The sequence below is a fragment of the Thioalkalivibrio sp. ALMg3 genome (assembly GCF_000381225.1).
Taxonomy (GTDB): domain Bacteria; phylum Pseudomonadota; class Gammaproteobacteria; order Ectothiorhodospirales; family Ectothiorhodospiraceae; genus Thioalkalivibrio; species Thioalkalivibrio versutus.
The window spans coordinates 40817-60306 of the sequence record NZ_KB906221.1; the positions used below are offsets into that span (position 1 = coordinate 40817).

At 67.0% G+C, this 19490-nt stretch carries 15 protein-coding genes, 2 tRNA genes and 1 riboswitch; of the genes, 8 read left to right on the top strand and 9 right to left on the bottom strand.

Annotated features, from left to right (window positions below; all coding sequences use genetic code 11):
- Positions 1-15: 15 nt before the first annotated feature.
- Positions 16-843: a serine O-acetyltransferase gene (gene cysE, locus F622_RS0104045; protein ID WP_196799420.1), complete on the bottom strand. Its 828-nt coding sequence runs from the start codon at positions 841-843 to the stop codon at positions 16-18.
- 57 nt (positions 844-900) lie between these two features.
- Entirely contained in the window at positions 901-1638 is a 738-nt protein-coding gene (locus tag F622_RS0104050; RefSeq protein WP_019571392.1) for an RNA methyltransferase, read from the bottom strand.
- A gap of 160 nt (positions 1639-1798) precedes the next feature.
- Between F622_RS0104050 and F622_RS0104055 the strand changes: the two genes are divergently transcribed.
- Complete coding sequence (locus F622_RS0104055; RefSeq protein WP_018650325.1) at positions 1799-2617, top strand: inositol monophosphatase family protein; 819 nt, start codon at positions 1799-1801, stop codon at positions 2615-2617.
- A gap of 29 nt (positions 2618-2646) precedes the next feature.
- Here the strand turns inward: F622_RS0104055 and F622_RS0104060 are convergent, their stop codons facing one another.
- Both F622_RS0104060 and F622_RS0104070 read right to left on the bottom strand, forming a co-directional pair.
- Positions 2647-3972: a DUF3422 family protein gene (locus F622_RS0104060; RefSeq protein ID WP_019571393.1), complete on the bottom strand. Its 1326-nt coding sequence runs from the start codon at positions 3970-3972 to the stop codon at positions 2647-2649.
- A gap of 288 nt (positions 3973-4260) precedes the next feature.
- Complete coding sequence (locus tag F622_RS0104070) at positions 4261-6150, bottom strand: thioredoxin domain-containing protein (RefSeq protein WP_019571395.1); 1890 nt, start codon at positions 6148-6150, stop codon at positions 4261-4263.
- A gap of 130 nt (positions 6151-6280) precedes the next feature.
- Between F622_RS0104070 and F622_RS0104075 the strand changes: the two genes are divergently transcribed.
- The 6 genes from F622_RS0104075 to F622_RS0104100 all read left to right on the top strand — a co-directional run bounded on the left by F622_RS0104075 (position 6281) and on the right by F622_RS0104100 (position 15269).
- Positions 6281-7294 (top strand): MerR family transcriptional regulator, encoded by a 1014-nt coding sequence (locus F622_RS0104075; RefSeq protein ID WP_019571396.1) that lies wholly within the window; start codon positions 6281-6283, stop codon positions 7292-7294.
- A 39-nt stretch (positions 7295-7333) separates the two neighbouring features.
- Positions 7334-8887, top strand: coding sequence for a cryptochrome/photolyase family protein (locus F622_RS0104080; protein ID WP_019571397.1), 1554 nt, complete (start codon positions 7334-7336; stop codon positions 8885-8887).
- Positions 8887-10293, top strand: a complete 1407-nt coding sequence (locus F622_RS0104085; protein WP_019571398.1) for a deoxyribodipyrimidine photo-lyase — start codon at positions 8887-8889, stop codon at positions 10291-10293. Before F622_RS0104080 ends, F622_RS0104085 begins: the two co-directional genes overlap by 1 nt.
- A 17-nt stretch (positions 10294-10310) precedes the next feature.
- A complete protein-coding gene (locus tag F622_RS0104090) occupies positions 10311-10574 on the top strand; it encodes a hypothetical protein (protein WP_018145998.1) in 264 nt (87 codons plus the stop codon).
- 174 nt (positions 10575-10748) lie between these two features.
- Positions 10749-11240, top strand: coding sequence for a hypothetical protein (locus F622_RS0104095; RefSeq protein WP_019571399.1), 492 nt, complete (start codon positions 10749-10751; stop codon positions 11238-11240).
- A gap of 153 nt (positions 11241-11393) precedes the next feature.
- Positions 11394-15269, top strand: a complete 3876-nt coding sequence (locus F622_RS0104100) for an AAA family ATPase (protein WP_019571400.1) — start codon at positions 11394-11396, stop codon at positions 15267-15269.
- A 105-nt stretch (positions 15270-15374) separates the two neighbouring features.
- On the opposite strand, the gene F622_RS0104105 is transcribed toward F622_RS0104100, so the two are convergent.
- The 4 genes from F622_RS0104105 to gltX all read right to left on the bottom strand — a co-directional run bounded on the left by F622_RS0104105 (position 15375) and on the right by gltX (position 17255).
- Positions 15375-15450 (bottom strand) — tRNA-Glu (locus F622_RS0104105).
- A gap of 31 nt (positions 15451-15481) precedes the next feature.
- Positions 15482-15706: a hypothetical protein gene (locus F622_RS0104110; protein WP_019568239.1), complete on the bottom strand. Its 225-nt coding sequence runs from the start codon at positions 15704-15706 to the stop codon at positions 15482-15484.
- A 24-nt stretch (positions 15707-15730) separates the two neighbouring features.
- Positions 15731-15806, bottom strand: a tRNA-Ala gene (locus F622_RS0104115).
- A 42-nt stretch (positions 15807-15848) separates the two neighbouring features.
- Positions 15849-17255 (bottom strand): glutamate--tRNA ligase, encoded by a 1407-nt coding sequence (gltX, locus tag F622_RS0104120; RefSeq protein ID WP_018169491.1) that lies wholly within the window; start codon positions 17253-17255, stop codon positions 15849-15851.
- 143 nt (positions 17256-17398) lie between these two features.
- Between gltX and F622_RS0104125 the strand changes: the two genes are divergently transcribed.
- Positions 17399-17848 carry a DUF4399 domain-containing protein gene (locus tag F622_RS0104125; RefSeq protein ID WP_019568238.1) on the top strand — a complete coding sequence of 150 codons (450 nt, stop codon included), beginning with the start codon at positions 17399-17401 and terminating at the stop codon, positions 17846-17848.
- Between the two features lie 64 nt (positions 17849-17912).
- Here F622_RS0104125 and F622_RS0104130 read toward each other — a convergent pair whose 3' ends face one another.
- Complete coding sequence (locus tag F622_RS0104130) at positions 17913-18893, bottom strand: cytochrome-c peroxidase (protein WP_019568237.1); 981 nt, start codon at positions 18891-18893, stop codon at positions 17913-17915.
- 213 nt (positions 18894-19106) lie between these two features.
- A riboswitch (cobalamin riboswitch) is annotated at positions 19107-19342 on the top strand.
- Positions 19343-19490: the final 148 nt, after the last annotated feature.

The following is a 19490-nucleotide window of genomic DNA, read 5'->3' on the forward strand; positions in this document are numbered from 1 at the left end:
ACCCGAGCAAAACGATCAAGTATTCCCTTGCTGTTTACGTTCTTGTTGGGTCGCCACGTTCGGCGGAACCTCGCACTCGTCCGGCTCCAGACCTTCCAGATCGCAGGCCTCCAGCGGGCCCGAATCGTCCTCGCCCAGGGCCTCGCCCGGATCGATACCGGCGCGCTTGAGCGCCTGGCAGGCCCGTTCCATGCGCTCGTCCAGGTCGTGTACGCGCTGCACGATGCGGTGGATCGCGTTGGCCACCGGATCTGGCATGTCCCGCGAGAGGCCGTAGGCATCGAAGCCCATGCGGTCCGCCATCTGCTGGAAGCGCGGATCGGGCTCGGGCCGCGGGCCGAGCACCCGGGCGGGAATGCCGACCGCGGTCGCCTCCGCCGGAACATCCTTCAGCACCACTGCGTTGGAGCCAATGCGCGCGTGGTCGCCCACGTGGATCGGGCCCAGCAATTTGGCACCCGCACCGATCACCACCTCGTTGCCGAGCGTCGGGTGGCGCTTGCCGCCTTCCCAGGTGGTGCCGCCCAGGGTCACCTGGTGGTAGATCGTGCAGTCGTCGCCGACCTCGGCGGTCTCGCCGATCACCACCCCCATGCCATGATCGATAAAGAACCGTCGGCCGAGGGTCGCCCCCGGATGGATCTCGATGCCGGTCACCCAGCGGCTGAAGTTCGCGATCACGCGCCCCAGCCAGCGCATCCGGTGGTTCCACAACCAGTGCGCGAGGCGGTGATACCACAGCGCATGCAGGCCGGGGTATGCGGTCAGCACCTCGAAGGCGTTGCGTGCCGCCGGGTCACGGTCAAACACGCAGCGAATGTCCTCGCGCATCCTGTCAAACATGGGCCGGCCTCAATTCCCGAGTCATCCGCTAGGTTATCACGCCGGTTTCCGGCGCCCTCAGCGGCCCTTTTCCGTGTGCGTCAATATACCGCGCAGCATGCGCACCTCGCTGCCGGTCAGTCCGGCGCGCATATAGAGGTGCCGCAAGCGCCGCATCAGATTGCGCGGATTGTCCGGGTCGAGCACCTCGATGGTCGTCAGGGCCTGCTCGAAATGACGGAACAGACCCTCCATCTCGTCTTGGGTCGCGAGCGGGTCGCGTGCCTCCCCTGCCGCACTCGCCTGCCCGGGATCCATTCCGGTCAGGGCCGCCATGCGGAGCGCGTAGGTCATTACCTGCACGCTGCCGGCCAGGTTCAGGGAGCTGAAATCCGGCACCGTCGGGATCTGCACAAACGCGTTGCAGTAATCCAGCTCGGTGTTGGTCAGACCACTGTGTTCACGTCCGAAAACCAGGGCCACCGGTCCCAGGGCCGCGTTCTCCAGCGCCTGCCCGGCCGCCACGTCCGGGCCCAGCACCGGTACCGAGTGGGTGCGCAGCCGGGCACTGGTACCCACCACCCACACGCAGTCGGAGACCGCGGCCGCCACGTCATCCACCACGCGCGCCCGCGCCAGCACGTCATCCGCCCCGGACGCCAGCGCAGTCGCATCGGCATGCGGAAACCGCTCCGGCGCCACCAGCACCAGATCCGTCACTCCCATGGCCTTCATCGCACGTGCGGCGGACCCAATGTTGCCCGGATGCGTCGTACCCACCAGCACGACGCGCACCCGGTTCAGGCGTTCTTCCATTCGTGGAGTCTCCGTTGCCATGCCCGCATCAAAGCTCGCGGATTGTACACAGGGGGGCTCTCGACTTCCCAAAAAAGAGCGGCTTGTGTATTGTTCGCGGCCTTCCCGCGGCGCGTGCGCGCGCCCGCCGGACACCCCGAAGAACACCAGGAGACACCCCATGCACCCCATGCTGAACACGGCGGTATCGGCGGCCCGCGAGGCCGGACGCATCACCACCCGCGCCTGGGGCCGGCCGGATCGCATGAACACCCGCGAAAAGGCCCGTAACGACTGGGTGTCGGATGTCGACCTGTCCGCCGAACAGGCCATCGTGCACACCCTGCGCCGCGCCTATCCCGACCACTCGATCATGGCCGAGGAAGGCGGTGAACAAAGCGGCAGCGGCAGCGATGCCGACTTCGTCTGGATCATCGATCCGCTGGACGGCACCACCAACTACCTGCGCGAGATCCCGCAGTACGGCATCTCCATCGCCCTGAAGCACAAGGGCCGACTGGAGCAGGCGGTGGTCTACGACCCGCTGAAGGAAGAGCTGTTTACCGCCACGCGCGGCGCCGGCGCCTTCCTCAACAGTCGCCGTATCCGCGTCTCCGAACGCAAGGACCTGAACGGCGCGCTGCTGGGCACCGGCATCCCGTTCCGCGAGGGCCAGGACCTGGAGCGCTACCTGAGCAGCCTGCGCCACCTGATCCCGGGCACCGCCGGCATCCGCCGGCCCGGGTCCGCCGCACTGGACCTGGCCTGGGTCGCCTGCGGGCGCTTTGACGGCTTCTGGGAAATGGGCCTGCAGCCCTGGGACATGGCCGCGGGCCTGCTCCTCGTACAGGAAGCCGGCGGCGTGGTCAGCGACTGGCAGGGCAACCCGGACGTGATGCGCCGCGGCGACGTCGTCGCCGGCAACCCGAAGGTCCTCAAGGCCATGCTCCAGCGCCTGCACAAGGCCGAAAAGGACACCACCGCCCGCTCTGACGCCTGAAGGGCCCGCGCCCCACCGGGTGCCGGGGGTCAGGCCCCGCGCCCGGCCTTCCGCTCGATTCGCGCGCGCATCCGCCTCAGGGAAAACCACACCCCGGCGACCACCACCGGCACCGTCATCCCGATGGCAATGTTCACCGGCAGCGGCAACGCGACCGCCTCGTCCACCCCGCGTAACAGGTAGGCCACCAGGCTGGTCAGGTAGTAGCTGATCACCACCACCGAAAGCCCCTCCACTGTCCGCTGCAGACGCAACTGCAGGTCGGCGCGCCGGTTCATCGAGCTCAGCAGGTCACGGTTCTGCCGTTCCAGCGCCACGTCCACCCGGGTGCGCAACAGCGATCCGGTGCGGTGGATGCGCGTGGACAGCACCTCCAGCCGCTCCGCCTGCGACGCGCAGGTACCCATGGCCGGATCCATGCGCCAGCCCAGGTATTCGCACAGGGTCTGCAGCCCCGGCATGCGCTTGGTTCTCAGTTCCTCAGCGCCCCTGCTCACCAGCGAGGCATAAGCGCGGGATGCGTGGAAACGGCTGCCGGCATAGCTGCTCAGGCGCTCGACGTCGGATGCAAGGTCGGAGAGCACCGCCAGCAACTGCTGCTCGCGGTCCGATGCGGCGAACTGCTCGGTGATCCCCGCCATCTCGTCGTTAATGTCGTTCAGCCGGCCCTCGAGTTCGTCGAGTTCCGGCATCAGCTCGCGGACCAGCGGCAGCGCCAGCAGGGCCAGCAACCGGTAGGTCTCCAGTTCGAACAGGCGCTGGGCGATACGCCCGGCCTCACGCCGGGTGAGATCGACATCGCGCACCAGGAAGCGGGAGAAACCGTCGTCGTGGACCCGAAAATCGGTCCACACCAGGCCATCCCCGCCAGCAACGCCGTTGCCGACGATGGGGTGCGGAGCAAATACGGCTTCCAGCTGCTCGAAGGACCGCTCCGGCATGTCACGCGACTCCAGCGCCAGATGGATCGCAGCGATGGTGCTCCCTGGCAGCTTGCTCAGCCAGTCGGCCGGCACGCGGTTGATCGCCGGGTTGGCGAACGGGTCGCTGAAGGCGTCTCCGGTCACGAAGAATGACCAGGTGGAGAACTCGTTGTGGCGTTCCCAGCGCAAGCGAAACGGCCCCAGATCGCAGGCGACGAAGTTCTTCTGCGGGACCGGCTCGTTCACGCCGAAACGACGGCAGAGCTCCGCTACCAGTTCGCGTTCGCGCTCGGTGGAGTCGCGCGGCGACAAAAGCGCCAGCCACGAGGCAGTCGCAGGGGCGTCCAGCGGTTCGTAGAAACGCGCATGGACTTCATCGTGAATCGACTCCCGCAGGGGGTGACTCGGGGGCAGGGACGGACTCTCTTTCATCGCGGATTCAACCTGAAGACGGCTTCCAGAAGCCCGGGCAGGCCACGCTGACGGAAGTGGATATGGACGGCAAGGACAGCGTGCTGGCCCAGACGCCGCACCGATCAACTTCACTTTAGAGCGCCCGAACCTCGATTGCAGTTACCACGAAGGGCGGACCACGCCTCTCGCCGGGCGAGCCGCCCGCAGCCTGTCGGCCTGCACGACCAGGATGGCCCTGGGGAGCCCAGCGTAGTTCGCGCCCACCTGCGGCGGCAACGCGAACAACCCCGATTCAGACGGCACCCGTTAGTCGCGCTCCTGCAGCCAAAGGATCAGGCGGGCATGCTGCTCCGGGTCGGCATCGATGGCGCGGCCCGGACGCAGGTCGTAGTCCGCGAAGGCGGCATCCACCGTCTCGCTGTCCTCGGCCCATTCCTCGCTGAGACGGAAGATCAGGGTCGTCGGGGACGGCCGGTGCACCGCCGGGTGGAAACGCTGGGAGATCATCCCCGGCAGCGGCGGCTCCGGCTCCGAACGGAAGCCGTCACCATCGCGGAAGCGCCCCCAGGCCGCCTCCAGCAGTGCCAGGGCCGGGCCATGCTCACCCTCGCCGGTTGCCGCTTCCCAGTCGCGCAGGCCGCGCGCGACGTAGGCGTAATCGTTGAGCGTAGCGGTTCCCGCCTGCTCGGCGGGCAGCCCCATCAGCGCCGGCAGCTCCGCCGGGTCGACGGCGACCTCCAGCAACCAGGCTTGAACCGCCGCGCCCGCGTCAAGGAAGCGCGCATCGTGCGCCGACGCCTCCGCCAGGGCGGACAGCAACAGCCCGTGCGCCCCGGTCAGCACCTTCTCGTCGCGCGGCAGGCCGCGCGCCTCGCGCGCCTGGATCAGGGCCTCGCGGCCGGACTCCACCTGCTCGCGAACCTCGTCCCCTGCCAGGTCGAAACGCTCCGCAAGCTGCTCGATCCCCGCGCCACTGCGCGGCAGGTAGCCAAGATCAAAGACCGAGCTGCCCTCCATGCCGAACCAGGCACGCACCAACTCCGGGTACTCGTGGTCCGCGAGTGCGGCTTCCAGATCTTCTTCCGGCCACAGGTAGGCCCCGCCCTCGCGGCCCTGATCGTCCACGGCCGACAGGCTGGAGGCGAACCCGCGGAAACCGCCCTCCGCAGCCGCCGCCTGGTCACCCGTCTCGTCCTCGCGCAGGGCCATGTCCCGCTTGACGAAATCGAGGTTCTCGAGCCCCAGATCCACCCAGTCCTCGCGGCCGAAATATTCACCGGCACGCAGATAAACCAGTGCGAGCTGTGCCTGATCCTCCAGCATTACCTCGAAGTGAGGCTCGTTCCAGTCCGGTGATTCGGAGTAGCGGAAGAAGCCGCCCCCCAGCACGTCACGCAGACCGGAGTGGGCCATCTCGTCCAGGGTGATCTCGAGAAACTCGGCAACCCAGCCTGGGGCCGTGCCGGCCTGCTCGGCCTCCAGCATCGCGTGCAGGTAGGGCGAATGGGGGAACTTTGTGGAACTACCGAAACCACCCTGAAGGTCGTCGGCCTCGCGCTCCAGGCGGCTCCACAGGACCTGCGGCAGTCGGCCCGCGCGGCCCTCGGAAAGCGGTTCCTCTCCCTTGCGCAGTTGCTGGGTGAGTTCCTCGCTCCCACGCCGGGCCAGATCCACCAGCCGGTCGTAATCTGACTCCAGGCGCTGGGTGATGCCATCGAGGAACTCGGCGAACTGGTCACGCGGGGCATACACCACGCCCGTCAGGGCATGACCGTCGGGAGTCACCACCACATTCAGCGGCCAACCCGCGCTCCCGGCGGTGGCACGCTGGAACTCCAGCAGGTAGCTGTCCAGTGCCCCATTGACCTCGCGATCCACCTTCACCGGAATGAAGTTCGCGTTCATCCGTTCGGCAATACCGTCGTCCTTGAAGCTCTCCTCCTGCATCACGTGACAGTAGAAGCAGGAGTAGTAGCCACTGGAGATCAGCAGCGGGCGCTGTTCTTCCCTGGCCTTTTCCAGCAACGCCGGATCCCAGGCGCGCCACTGAACCGGGTCGTCCACATGCAGACGCAGGTACGGTGACACACTGTCGGCCATCTCCGGGTTGGCTTGAACCGCACCGGGTGCAGCCAGTGCCACAAGCAGCAACGGGATATACATCCCGATCCAGCGGTTTCCGTTGGTTGCAAACATGCGAGTCTCCAGCAGCATCAAGAAAAGGTTGCTACCCTTTTGGGACGCGCAGGCAGGGAAGGTTCATTCCGTTCCCCGGAATCACGCGGATCGCATCGTGCATCACGCCCCTTGTACATGCGATGTACAAATGTCGTACAATTATTTCATGGCGAGCGCGACGCACATCGAACTTCAAGACGAAGAAGGGTTGTACCCGATCCGCCACGTGTGCGCGGAGACAGGTATCAACGACGTCACCCTGCGAGCCTGGGAGCGCCGCTACGGGCTGATCCGGCCGATGCGCACACCCAAGGGACACAGGCTCTACAGCCTGAGTGACATCGCCCGCATCAAACGGATCATGGAACTGCTCGAACAGGGCATCCCGGTCTCGCAAGTCCATCGCGTGCTGAATGACGAGTCCGCACACAGCACCGCCAGGGCCGAATCACCCGAAGCCGAAGGCACCCGGACCCAGGCCACCGGCGAGCGCGAACGCCGCGCCAGCCCCGGCCCCGGGATCGCCCCCCACACCACGGATCCGATCGCCGAGGCTCTGTATGCCTCGGTGGCCAACCTGGATGCCGACCAGCTGGATCGAATCTACACCCGGCTGGTCATGCGGCACGGCTGGGACGGCGTACATGAGAGCGCCTTTCCCGAGGTCTATCGCCGCCTGCGCGAGGAATCCCGCCACAGTGCCGAGGGCGAGGTTCGCCTGGCCATCTTCGCCGCCTGGGCCACCGCGGCCTTCGCCGATCAGTTGCGCTCGGCCACACGGGCCTGCGACGAGCCGTCCTACCCCTGCCTGGTGCTGGGCGGCGGCCACCAGCAGGTTGGCGGCATGCTGCTGCAGCTCGCCTGCGCACGCCGCGGCATGAAGACCCTGCCCCTGTTCGATGCCACCAGTCCCGAGGGCCTTGATACGCTGATCCGTCGCCTGCGCGCGCCGGCAATGATCATCCATGGCTCCTCGCAGCTGATGCGCAGCCCCGAGCTTCCGCGGGTGGAGGCGATCCTCAAGCAGGCTGGCCCGCCCTGCTATCTCGCCGGCTCGGCCGCCCTCGAGCTGTCGCAGATGGAACACGGTCGCGAGATCGAGGTCCTGCCCGGGCCTCCGCTGGAGGCCGCCGCGCGCCTCTCGCGCCACCTGCCCGAATAACCTCGCTCCACCCGCGCCGGCCCCGTGCCCGATTCCGCCTTGCCCGTGGCCGTGCGCACCCTTCTGGTCGTGCTCGGCGACCAGCTGGCCCCGGACCACCCGGGTCTGCAGGGACTGGACCCGACGCGGGATCGCCTGTGGATGGCCGAAGTGGCCGAAGAATCCCGACATGCCCCGTCGCATATCGCGCGGACCGCGCTGTTCCTGTCGGCGATGCGTCACTTCGCCAAGGAGCGCCGGGATGACGGCTTTTCCGTCCACTATCGCCACCTCGGCGAACGCCCCGAGCAGACCCTGAACGACGCCCTGCGCGCCGACCTCGAACACCTCCAACCGCAAAACGTGCGCGTATTGCAGCCGGGCGAACACCGCGTGCTGCGCCAGCTGCAGGCCGCCTGCGCCGACCAGGCGATCCCGCTCGAGGTCCTGGACGATCTGCATTTCCTGGTCCCGCTGGACGCTTTTCACCAATGGGCCAAGGGCCGCAAGCAATTGCGCATGGAGTACTTCTACCGCGCGCAGCGCACAGCCCTGGGCGTGCTGATGAACGGCGACGAGCCCGCCGGTGGACAGTGGAATTTCGACGCCGACAACCGCGGGCATTTCGGGCGTGACGGCCCCGGCCTGCTGCCGCCACCCCTGTCCTTTCCGCCGGACGCGCTCACCCGTGAGTGCCTGGGCGACATCGCCCGGCATCTCCCGGACCTGCCAGGACAGGCCGACGACTTCGACTGGCCAGTCACCGCGCAGCAGGCACAACAGGCGCTGGACGACTTCATCCAGCACCGCCTGCCCGCCTTCGGCACCTATCAGGACGCGATGTGGACTGACCAGCCCTGGCTCTACCACGCCCGCCTGTCCACCGCCCTCAACCTGCACCTGATCCATCCGCGCACGGTGATCGACGCCGCGGAACGGGCCTGGCGCGATGGCCATGCCCCGCTGGCCGCGGTCGAGGGCTTCATCCGCCAGATTCTCGGCTGGCGCGAATACGTGCGCGGGCTGTACTTCCATTTTGGCGAGGCCTGGCATGAGTGGAATGCCCTGGAGGCCGACCAGCCGCTCCCCGCCCTCTACTGGGACGCCAAGACCTCCATGCAGTGCCTGCACCAGGCCGTCGGCCAGACCCTGCAACTGGGCTACGCCCACCACATCCAGCGGCTGATGGTCACCGGCTTGTTCGCCCAGCTGCTTGGCGTGCGCCCTGCCGCGATCCATGCCTGGTACCTGGGCATCTACGTCGATGCCGTGGAATGGGTGGAGCTCCCCAACGTGGTCGGCATGTCGCAGTACGCCGACGATGGGCGCATGGCCTCCAAGCCCTACGTGGCCACCGGGCGCTACATCCAGCGCATGAGCAACTACTGCGCGCACTGCCCGTTCGACCCGGCCGAGGCCCTGGGCGACAAGGCCTGTCCGTTTACCACGCTGTACTGGGACTTCCTCGACCGCCACCGCGACCGCTTCGCCCGGCATCCGCGCACCGCGCTGCAGTGGAAGCACGTCGAAAAGATGGACCCCGAACGCCTGCAAGCCATCCGCGACCGGGCCGGAGAACTCCGCAAGACTCTCGCCCAGGGAGACCGCATCTGATGCAAAGCCCCGGCCCCACCCTCGTCTGGCTGCGCCGCGACCTGCGCCTGACCGATCAGCCCGCGCTGCATGCCGCCTGCGAACGCGGCGGCCCGGTGATTCCCGTGTTCATCCACGCCCCGGAGGAAGAGGCCCCATGGCAGCCAGGGGCCGCATCCAACTGGTGGCTGCACCACAGCATCAACGCGCTGGACCACGACCTGCGTGCGCAGGGCTCGCGCCTGACCCTGCGAGCTGGTCCCAGCCTCGACACCCTGCGGGCCCTAGTGCGCGAGACCGGCGCCACCGCGGTCTACTGGAACCGGCTGTACGATCCCGCCATCGTTCTGCGCGATCCGGACATCAAGGCCGGGCTGCGCGCCGACGGCATCGAAGTACACAGCTTCAATGCCCACCTGCTGATCGAGCCCTGGGAGGTCGCGACCGGCCAGGGCCGCCCCTACAAGGTCTTCAGCCCGTTCTGGAAGGCCTGCCTGCAACGCGGTATCGACCGCGACCCGCTGCCCGCACCCGCCGAGCTCCCGCGACCCGAGGCCTGGCCCGACTCGCTCAATCCCGAACAGCTGGGGCTCCTGCCCGCGATCGACTGGGCCGGCGGCCTGCGCGCCACCTGGACCCCGGGCGAGGCCACGGCCCGTGAGCGCCTGGAAGAATTCCTCGACAACGCCGTGCGCGCCTACGCCGAGGGCCGCGACCGCCCGGATCAGGACGGCACCTCGCGCCTGTCGCCGCATCTGCACTTCGGCGAGATCTCGCCGCGCCAGATCCTGCGCGCCCTGCGCGCGGCCGGCCTGCACCCGGACAGCGGCGGACCCGAGGCCTTCGTGCGCGAACTCGGCTGGCGCGACTTCGCCCATCACGTGCTCTACCACTTCCCGCACACCCCGGAGCAACCGCTCAACCCACGCTTCGAGGCCTTCCCCTGGCGCCAAGCCGATCGCGACCTGCGGGCCTGGCAGCGCGGCGAGACCGGGCTTCCGATCATCGACGCCGCGATGCAGCAGTTGTGGGAGACCGGCTGGATGCACAACCGCCTGCGCATGGTGGTCGCGTCCTTCCTGACCAAGAACCTGCGCCTGCACTGGCAGCATGGGGCCCACTGGTTCTGGGACACCCTGGTGGACGCCGATCTCGCCGCCAACACCCTGGGCTGGCAATGGGCCGGCGGCTGCGGTGCCGATGCCGCGCCCTACTTCCGCGTCTTCAACCCGCAAACCCAGGGCGAACGCCACGACCCCGACGGCACCTTCGTGCGCTGCTTCGTCCCCGTGCTCCAGGATGTCGAAACGCGGTATATTCACGCGCCAGGCGCCGGCGGTGCGCGCGGCTATCCGGCCCCGATCGTGGACCTGAAAGCCAGCCGCCAGGCCGCACTCGAGGCCTTCGAGGCCGTAAAAAACCACTGACCCAGAAAGGCCCAACCATGACCTTTTCCGAACAGAATCTGTACTACCCGAAGAATGTCAGCTACAACTTCAGCCGCTACGACGAGACCACTCCCGTGCGTGTGACCCACGACGGCAAGCGCTTTGTTGGCCAGTTGCTGAACTGCGTGGCCCCCTTCCGCATCCGTGTCACCGAGGAAATCACGGGCCCGGGCGCCTCGCGCTTTACCCCGGTCCGAGAAATCGAAATCCAGAGCCTCGACGGCGTGGAATACCTGCACAAGGGCCACCACGGCCACTGAGCGGCATGTAAAGGCCGGACCGCTTTCCCGATCCGGCCTTCCATCACTCCCCTGACGTTCGCACCCGGAGCCCTGCATCACAGAATCGGGGAAAACACCGATGCATGTCATTCATGCAGTGTTTCCCTGGCCTGCTACCCTTGAGACAGGACATTCGCAAAAGGGACGAACGCCATGCAACGCCTTCTCGCCTCCTTCCTGGTGTGCACCCTGCTGATCCCCGGCCTGGCACTCGCTGACAAGCCCGGCGACCAGCGCGCCATCGCCGGCATGGACACGGGACGCATCCTCTGGGACATCACCATTGCCGAACCGGAACGCCTGATTGCCCGCCTCAGCGTGATCCGCGAGACCTATGACGACATGCAGCGCCAGGGCCTGGAGCCGGAAATGGTCTTCGCCTTCCGTGGCGGAGCGGCCGGCCTGATCGCCCGCTCCACCGATCACCTGGATCTCGAGGACGTCTCCGCGGTGCGCCATATCCATGAGCGCCTGGAGGGCTTGCTGGAACTGGATGGCATTCACATGGAGGCCTGCAACATCGCCACGCGGCGCTTCGAGCTCGAACCAGACGACCTATTGCCCGGCATCCACATGGTCGGCAATACTTTCCTGTCGATTATGGGTTACGGGCATCAGGGCTACGCGACCATACGCATCGACTAACCCCGACCGCGGAATGCCGTTACAATCGAGTCGGGCGGACATTCGGTCGGCCCCGGGACCGCGCCGCAGGCACGGTCACCGGGTCATTTGACCGGGTCACGAATGGCAGCGAAAGACTGCCGAAGAAGACGAGGGGAGGCCTCTTTGGCGCATATGGAAATCACGACCTTCGGGACCGTTGGTGTACGCGTGGAGGACCGTGACATACCCGCACTTTCCGGGACCAAGCTCGGCCTGCTCCTGACCTATGTGGCCGCCGAGAGCCCCCGGCGCATCCCGCGCGAGGAACTGGCCCGCCTGTTCTGGCCGGATCTGGACGCCGACAGTGCCCGGGTCAACCTGCGTCAGGGGCTGTTTCAGCTGCGGCGCCAGCTCCCCGCCGGGGACCCGCCCCTGCTCGACACTACGCCCCGCTATGTGCGTTTCCAGCCACAACCGGGATCGTGCATCGACTTCCTCACCCTGCATCGCGCCCGCGCCGAACGCCGCACCGTCGAGGGCCGCGAGACGACCGCCCCACCTGCCGAGCGTGCCCGCGCCGAGCGACGCACCGCCGAAAGCCGCGCAGCCACCGCCGCACATCCGAACCTGGCGATCGTCTGCGACTACCGCGGGCACTTCCTCGAGGGCCTGCGCGCCCTGCAGGACCTCCCGGAACTGTCCGCCTGGGCCCAGGCCCAGCGCGACCATCACTGGCAAAATCTGCTCGTCTTCATCACCCACAACGTCGTCGCACTGGCCAAGCCCAACGAGGGCGAACCGCTGCTCGCCGAGCTGCACCGCCTGCTCGCGATGGAGCCACACGACGAGACCCTGCACCACCTCTTGATGAAGGCCCTTGCAGCCAGTGGTCATCCGAAGCGCGCGCTCGATCACTATGCCCATCTCGAGGCCGAGGCCGGCAAGGCGCCCGGCGAACTCCTGGCGCGCACGCGCGAGGAAATCCTCGGCGCCGAACGCGCCGAGGCCAGCAGCCAGCACGTCAACACCGAGGAGGCCGAACCGGCCATCCTGCGCCCCGAACGTCGGCGGGTCACCGTCGTGGCCTGCGATGTCCAGCCCGACGCGGAAGCCGACATCGAGATCCAGCAGCAGCAGGTGAACCGCATCCTGGAACACGTCGACTTCGTCCTGCTGAGGCATCATGGCCATGTGGTGCCCTCCCCCGGACACGGCCTGCTGGCTTATTTCGGCTACCCGGCCGGTCGCGAAGAGGCCACGGTCGACGCCGTGCACGCCGCCTGGCAAGCGCTGGAGACCGCCCCCGCCGACTGTCAGCTGCGTCTGGCCGTGGATACCGACCTGATCGTCACCGGTGCCGACCCTGACCTGCCCGATCCGACCGGCCAGCTCACCGCCCGCGTCCACGACTGCGCGCAGCACGCCGATCCCGGGACCCTGCGCGTCAGCGCACCGACCTATGCCCGTGTCTCGGGGTACTTCAGCTTCCGCGAGGCAGAGGACGCCACCGGTGCCTACCTCGTCACCGGCGACCCCGGCCCGCTGGACCGGGTGGATGCACAGAGCCTGCGCGACCTGACGCCCCTGACCGGGCGGGGTCAAGAACTGCAACAGCTTCGGGGACACTGGGACCAGGTCCTGGAGAGCGGCGAGGTCCGCTTCGTGCTGGTCCAGGGTGAGGCCGGGCTGGGCAAGAGCCGGCTTGCCCGGGGTCTCGACCAGCAAGTCCGCGGGCAGGCTCGATCACGCTACCTGCTCAAGTGCCGCGAGGATCGTACCCGGCAGCTCCTGGCGCCCGTACGCCAGGCCTTCGCCACCTGGATGGGACACGATAGCCTGCGCGAGGCCCGCCAGCGCCGCCTCGAAGGCGCCCTCAAGACCGTGGGCACACCTCCCGAACTTGCACCACGCCTCGCCCATTGGCTGACCCACCCGGAAGCCGACGGCCCCGAGAGCCTGGCCCACGAGGGGCTGGACCGCGACCGCATTATCGACACCCTGGTCGAACTGGTCCACCGACGGGCGGCCCATGGTCCGACACTGCTCATCTGCGACGACCTGCACTGGATGGACTCGGGTACATCGGAGTTCCTGCGGCGGCTGTACCAGCGCCTGCATCACCGACCGATCATGGCCATCCTGACGGCGCGCATGAGCTTCCGCTCGTCGTGGCGCGACCTTTCCCTTGAGCACGTCCGCCTGCTTGGCCTGGACGCGGCCGCCGCGCACGATCTGGTGGACCGCCTGGACCCCAACGGACGCTTGGCGAGCGGTCTGCGCGAGCAGCTGATCGAACGCGGCGAAGGCGTCCCCCTGTTTCTCGAGGAACTGACGCGTTACGCCCTCGAGGCCGCCCGCACCGGCCAGCTGCCGGACACCCTGCCGCCAGGGCTCTCCAATCTTCTGGTCGCGCGTCTGGAACAGCTCGGCAGTGCCCGCGAACTGGCCCATTCCGCCGCAGTCATCGGGCGCGACTTCGATACCCGAATCCTCAGCCGCCTGCGCGGCCAGCCCGCCGATACCATCCGCCGCCAGCTGACGCGCCTGACCGGGAAGGGTTTCATCGAACCCGCCGGCATGGTGGATGGTGTGCGCTATCGCTTCCGCCACGTCCTGTTCCGCCAGGCAGCCTACGAATCGATGCTGCTGAGCGACCGCACCCGTCTGCACGGCCAGCTGGCCGACTTGATGCAGGAAGACGGCGAGCATGGGATGCAGACCGCCGACTGGGGCCGCATCGCCAACCACCTTTACCACGCCGGTCGCTATCCGGAAGCCGTAAACGCCTGGCTGCAGGCCGGCGAAGCCGCCTTCGCCCGCGGCATCCTGCCCGAGGCCTCGCACTACTTCGAGGACGCGCTGGACTGCCTGGAGCGCCACCCAGAGGCCCACGCGAGCGGCGATCCGGCGACCCACGAACATGACACCCTGCGCGCCCTGGGCGGCCTGGGGGCCTCCAACCTGGCCCTGCTGGGCTACGGTTCGCGCACGGTCAACGACATCTTCGAACGCGCCATGCGCCTGACCGCCCCGGAACAGGACCCGGTGCAGTACTTCCGCGTCCTCTGGGGCCTGTGGCACGGCGCCGGCTCCTGGCATGGATTCCAGGAGGCCCATCGCCTCGCCGCGGAGATGGAGCAACTGGCCGAGCGCTCCGGCGACCGCCTGCTGCGGATCGCGGCCCATTATGTCCAGGGCAACACCCACTTCTGGACCGGCCGCTTCGGCGAGGCGCTGGAACACCAGACGCGGGCGGTCAAGCTCTATCGCGACGCCGACCACGCAACCCTGGTGGCGCGCCATACTGAAAACCCGGCCATCAGCGCCCGGGGCTTCATGGCCTGGACGTTGCTCCATCTGGGAAATCACGCGCGCGCCTGGACCGAAATGGATGCCGCGTGCAAACAGGCAGACCAGCTCGGCCATCGGCCTACCGAGGCCTTCGTGCATGCCTTCCGCTCGGTACTCGGTTTCTACTCCAGCGATCCGGAATCCGCGCTGCCCGCAGCGCGCCACGCGCTCTCCATCGCCCGCGAGTACGACTACCCACTGTGGCGCGCCGCCGGCATCACCCTCGAGAGTTGGGCCCTGGCCCGGCAGGGCCAAGCCGATGCCTACCAGGCCATCGAACAGCAGGTCGAGGCGATGCGCCACATCATGGATGGCGTCAACACCATCTTCCAGCTCATCCTGCTGGACGCCCTGGAAGCCAGCGACATCGCGCCCGAACAGCGCCTGGCGATGGCCGACGAGGCGCTTGCAGGCTGTCGCAAGCGAGGCGACCTCGCCTTCGAACCGGCCATCCGCCGGTTGCGCGCCGTCGCCCTGCTCGCCAACAGCGACGGGAAAGACGACAACGGCTGGCAGGAACTGGAAAGCGCGCGCCGCATCGCCCACGAACAGGGCAATCCCAACATCGAACGCCAGGCCCTGCTCGATTACGCCCGATTCGCCAGCGACCCCCAAGTGCAATCCTGGGCCGAACGCGAACTCTTGCGCATCAACCACTGCATCATCCCGCGCCCGCACCCCGACGAACCCCGCCAGCGCGATCCCCGCCTCGCCTGACATCAGCCGCCGGGACAAGCGCCCGGCGGCCAAGGCGCTACCGGTGTGATCCCAACACCACAAAAGAAAAGGCCCGAACCTTGCGGTTCGGGCCTTTTCGGGATATGGCGTCCCCACGGGGATTCGAACCCCGGTCGCCGCCGTGAAAGGGCGGTGTCCTAGGCCTCTAGACGATGGGGACGTAGAGGCAACGTCTTCTTCTTACTTCCGTCTTACTCGGGTGGGCCCTTGGGCCGGTCTTCCTCGCTACCTGGTGCGCGATGCAGAAGCGTCGTCACCAGACCGTTGAACACCAGCAAAAACCCGACCGGTACCAGCGCGATGAGGGGCTTCGACCAGGTCTGTTCCCCGGTGAGCATCAGCCCGAATCCGCCGATCAATCCGATCACTGCCAGCACCAATCCAACGTAGAGCGATATGACTCCAAAACGATGCATTAATGAACTCGCAGTACCCCTGAGTGGTGGAGCCAGGCGGGATCGAACCGCCGACCTCCTGCATGCCATGCAGGCGCTCTCCCAGCTGAGCTATGGCCCCGTGTCAGGCGAGCGCGTACTGTAGCCAGCACCCCCAAATGTGTCAACCCGCTGCGGCGGAAATTTTCTGCAACGCACGGTCGATACGGGCCAGAACGCGCTCGCGACCAATGAGCACCAACGTGTCATCGATAGGCGGGGACACCGTACCACCGGTAAGGGCGACACGCAGGGGCTGCGCCACCTTGCCGAGCTTGAGCTCCAGACGCTCGCCGGTGTGCACCACCACCTCGTGCAGCGCCTCCTTTTCCCACGCCCCGAGAGCGCTGAAGCCATCGTGCAGGGTTTGCAGCACGGGCTGCGCCTCGGCGGTCAGCTGCTTGCGCGCCGCCTTCTCGTCGTAGTCCTCGAACTCGCGATAGAAATACACGCTGTTCTCGGCCATCTCGCGCAGGGTGCGCGCCCGTTCGCGCTGCGCGATGACCACATCGCGCAGTTCCGGCCCTTCGGAGGGATCGATCCCCAGCTGCCCCAGGTGCCAGCCCAGTTCCAGCGCGACGTGGTCCGGGTCCAGCGTCTTGATGTAGTGCTGGTTCAGCCACAGGAGCTTGTCCGGGTTGATGGCGGAGGCGGACTGGTTCACGTCCTTGATATCGAACAGCCGAACCAGTTCGTCCAGTCCGAAGATCTCCTGGTCGCCATGCGCCCAGCCCAGGCGCACCAGATAGTTGAGCAGGGCCTCCGGCAGGTAGCCCTCGTCGCGGTACTGCATGACCGACACCGCGCCGTGGCGTTTGGACAGCTTGGCGCCGTCGGGCCCCATGATCATCGGCAGGTGGCCATAGCGCGGCGGCTCCACCCCCAGCGCCTTGAGGATGTTGATCTGGCGCGGCGTGTTGTTCAGGTGATCGTCGCCGCGCACCACGTGGGTGATGCCCATGTCCATGTCGTCGACCACCACCGTCAGGTTGTAGGTCGGCGAGCCATCCGAGCGGGCGATGATGAGGTCATCCAGCTCGTGATTCTGGAACGCGACCTTCCCGCGCACCATGTCGTCAACAACCGTCACGCCCTCGTCCGGCGTACGAAAGCGAATGACCGGCTCCACGCCCTCGCGCGGCTCGGTACGGGCGCGGCAGCGACCGTCGTAGCGCGGCTTCTCCTTGCGCGCCTTCTGCTCCTCGCGCATCGCGTCCAGCTCTTCCTTCGAACAGTAGCAGCGGTAGGCATGCCCGGCGGCCATCAGCTGATCGATCACTTCCCGGTACCGGTCGAAGCGCTCGGTCTGATAGAACGGGCCCTGATCGTAGGTCAGACCCAGCCAGTTCATGCCTTCCAGGATCGCGTTCACCGACTCCGCAGTGCTGCGCTCGAGATCGGTGTCCTCGATGCGGAGCACGAAGTCGCCGCCGTGATGACGGGTGTACAACCAGGAGAACAATGCGGTTCGGGCACCACCAATGTGCAGATAACCGGTGGGACTGGGGGCAAAACGGGTACGGAAACTCATGCGCGGGACACTCGATTACGGGTAGTGAGCAAAGGCGCCTAGGGTAGCAGAACGCTACAGGGCGATAACCCGGTAGCCCGGTTTCCGCCGGCTATACTCGAGACAGGCCAACACACGGGCCCCTATCGCCCGAAGGAGTCGTGATGAAATCCGATTCGCTCACCCGCCTCGCGACCATCGCTCTGGTCACTGGAGGATTCGCCCTGGCCGCAAGCAGTGCGGCCAGCATGGAGCGCGTTCCGGCGCCCGAAGGGGCCGAGGTGTACTTCATCAGCCCGCAGGATGGCGACACCGTCGAAAGTCCCGTGCGGATCCAGATGGGCCTGCGCGGCATGGGCGTGGCCCCGGCCGGCGTCGAGGCCGACAACACCGGGCATCACCACCTGCTGGTGAACCAGCCGCTGGACGAGGTCGACCTGGATGCCTCGCTCCCCTTCTCCGACCACAAGCGCCACTTCGGAGGCGGTCAGACCGAAGGCGAGATCGAACTGGAACCGGGCACCCACACCCTGCAATTGCTCTTCATGGATTACCGCCACCTCAGCTTCGACCCGCCAGTGACCTCCGACAAGATCACCATCACCGTCGAATAGGCGGCACAAAAAAGCCCCCTCCGGACCCGGAGGGGGCTTGTCATCGCCAGTGGCAACCGGTCGCTTACGGCAGTGACGGGATCTCGAACTGCGGCATGTCACCGGTCAGCGCGTGCATGAAGGCCTCCAGGTCCGCGACTTCATCGTCGCTAAACTCCATGCCCAGCATCTCCTGCCCCATGATGCGGATCGCCTCGTCCAGCGTCGCGGTCTCGCCGTTGTTCATGTAGGGATAGGTCAACGCCACGTTGCGCAGGGTCGGGGTCTTGAAGGCAAAGCGATCACTCTCCTCTCCGGTCACCAGGTAACGGCCCTCGTCTTCCGAGCCCGGCACCTGGATGCGATGGAAGTGGCTGTCGGTGAGTGCCGGGCCACGGTGGCAGGCGACGCAGCCGTTATCCGCGAACAGCTTCATGCCGCGCATCTGCTGCTCGCTCATCGCGCCCTCGTCCCCGACCAGCCAGCGGTCCAGCGGCGAGTTCGGGGTGTTCAGCGTGCGCTGGAAGGTCGCCAGCGCATGAGCCACGTGATCGGCATTGATCACGTTGTCACCGTCATAGTCCGGATAGGCGGCCTGGAACTTCTCCTGGTACTCGTTGAACTCTTCCAGACGCTCAATTGCGTCCTCCAGCGGCATCGCCATCTCGATCGCGTCCTGGATCGGACCCAGCGCCTGGCCTTCCAGGTCGTCCTCGCGGCCATCCCAGAACTGCGCCGTGAAGAAGCCGGAGTTCAATACCGTCGGGGTATTGCGCTCGCCGACCTGGCCATCATGCCCTACCGCGCGCGGGATACGGTCCGCCCAGCCCAGCGCCGGGTTGTGGCAGGTCGCGCAGGAGATCACGCCGGAGCTGGAAATGCGCGGCTCGAAGAACAGCATCTTGCCCAGTTCGATCTTCTCCTTCGTCATCGAGTTGTCCGCCGGGATCGGCGGCAGCGCCGGCAACGGCTCGAACACATCGCGATATTGCGAATAGTCCGTATCGGACAGCGCTGGCGCCGAGGCCCCCATGGCGACGGCCGCGCACGCCGCGAGCGCCGTCATTCGAAATCCGGAAAGTGTCTTCATGGCAGGTCTCCCTTGGGGAATGGGTGTCGGCTCGAACCGATCTAGACTCGGTCCAGATCGCCTGAAACCCACCCTACCCACGCGGGAAACCGGACGCGATCAAAATCGCGCGTTCCGTTGATCCAGATCAAAGGATACCCCCGCCATCCCGCCTCAACGCGCCCTTGACCCTCAAACGGAGGCACCGTAGGGTCCGCCTTGACTTCAGGTGCCCCGGCCTGTTTTGGCCGGGGATAATCGGGAAGCCGGTGCGCGAACTCTCGTTCGCAAGCCCGGCACTGCCCCCGCAACGGTAGGCGGAGTTGGGCGGATCCAATGCCACTGCGGCGCATCCCCAGGATGCCCGCGGGAAGGCGATCCGCATCTGGATGCAGCGCGCATCCACTCTGCGAGTCCGGAGACCGGCCTGGAGGACACCGACGCCGCGGTGGGCGGCCGGGCGGGCCAGGACCGGCGTGCTCATCGATCGGCCCTCCCCTGCTCCCAGCCCATCCTGTGGCGTCGTTTCATCCACGGCGTGCGGGGTCGCGCGCCAGGGAAACACATGACCCATGTGCGCGAACGGGCACATGG